Genomic DNA, 1,542 nt, shown 5'->3' with positions numbered 1-1,542 from the left:
AGAGGACGCTTCTCAACTTCCAGGGAAGATAACTTGATCGCCCTCGGCCTGGGATAAAACATGCCCTCGGCTTCTTTTAGACCCTTGTACTGGTCTTTGAGAAAAACGGTGCTCCTTGAACGGTAATGCTTTTCGTGGACAGCTATCACCTTCCCATCATAGAGGATTTCGATTTTACCGTTTTTGTCCCTTACCACCACCTCTTTTCCGCTATACTGCCAGGGAACGCCATATCTTACGCCGTCGAAACTCAAAAAGCCGTCTTTGTGAACTTTCCTTGCTTCTTCCAGGAATTTTTGGTATCTGTCAGAGGGAGGCAGTGGTTTGAGGTTTTCCTTCTTCAGACGGTCAATAGGCCTTTCCCCGGTAGTACCGTGTATTCTCCTGTTTTTCTTTTCGCACCACGCTATTGCCTGGCGGTTTAAATCACCGTAGTCTACGAACTTCCTACCCGGCAGGAAGTTGTTTTTGACAAAATCTATGCCGCTTTCTACCTTGCCTTTTGTTTGGGGGCGCCGTGCCCTGCACACTTTAGGAATAAATCCAAGGGTCGCCGCAAGGTCTTCAAAGGTAGGGTTCCATATGGGCTTTTTGTTTTCACCGGTGCCCAGTATTACGGTTTTCATTCTATCGGTAAGAACTATATCGGTTACTCCGCCGAAGTATTCAAACCCGTGGATCAAGCAGCGGATGAAGGTACGGACGTCGCAGCGGTTTGTGAATTCCACGTATATGGCTCTGGAGTAGCCCAGCACCATGACGAAGACGTAAAGCTTACGTATTTCACCGGTTTCCTCGTCAATGTAGGTGTATTCGCCCCAGTCGACCTGGGCTTGCTGGCCAGGCTTGGTTTCATAGCGGCATACGGCAGGGACCTGTTTTGGAGGTCTAAATTGTCTTACATAGTCCCTTAAAATAGTGCGACCTCCGGTGTAGCCTTCTTCCTTGATTCTTTCGTAAATGACTTCGCAATTGAATATCCCAAGGTTCATGAGCTCTTGAATGGTATCTTTGTATGGGTCAAGCTTTGAACCTCTTTTGGGATGGGGCTTCCTTTCAGGAATGCCCTCTGCTCTGAGGTATTTTCTTACCGTATTTCTGGAATGGCCTGTTTCTCGTGCGATTGCACGAATACTCTTGCCTCTTGCTTGTAATTCATGTAACATGATAATAGATCCACTCCCTAGCATTTATTTCCCTCCGATCCTTTGCAGTGGTATCAGAGGGATATTTCGCCAGGGGGTGGGTCATTTCCTTTTCGTTGCTCCTGGGTCAATTATACACCGGCGGTGACACCTGATAGGATTTATGGGTGGGCATTCAGAAAAATATCCGCCCCAACTATTGACAAAGAGCCAAATTTATTAAGAAATCCTTAAATTTTAGTTACAAAATAGTCATAATTTAAAACATAAAAAACGGTTCGCTTCATCTGAAAAAACAGATGAGAGGAACCGTCCGAGAGGACTGAAAAAGTAACATTTTTTAGGTGCAAATTGGCTTTTTATAGCTGTAAAATCTTCCTTTAAACAAATATTTATG

General features: G+C 45.1%; 1 protein-coding gene. It reads right to left on the bottom strand.

What is annotated here, in order from left to right; translation table 11 throughout:
- Positions 1-1,190: IS21-like element ISChy4 family transposase (gene istA / locus cpu_RS13115; protein ID WP_075860418.1), on the bottom strand; the 1,190-nt coding region annotated here is incomplete at its 3' end.
- Positions 1,191-1,542 lie beyond the last annotated feature (352 nt).

Source organism: Carboxydothermus pertinax (assembly GCF_001950255.1).
Classification (GTDB): domain Bacteria; phylum Bacillota; class Z-2901; order Carboxydothermales; family Carboxydothermaceae; genus Carboxydothermus; species Carboxydothermus pertinax.
This window is presented reverse-complemented; position numbering and strand designations above follow the sequence as displayed.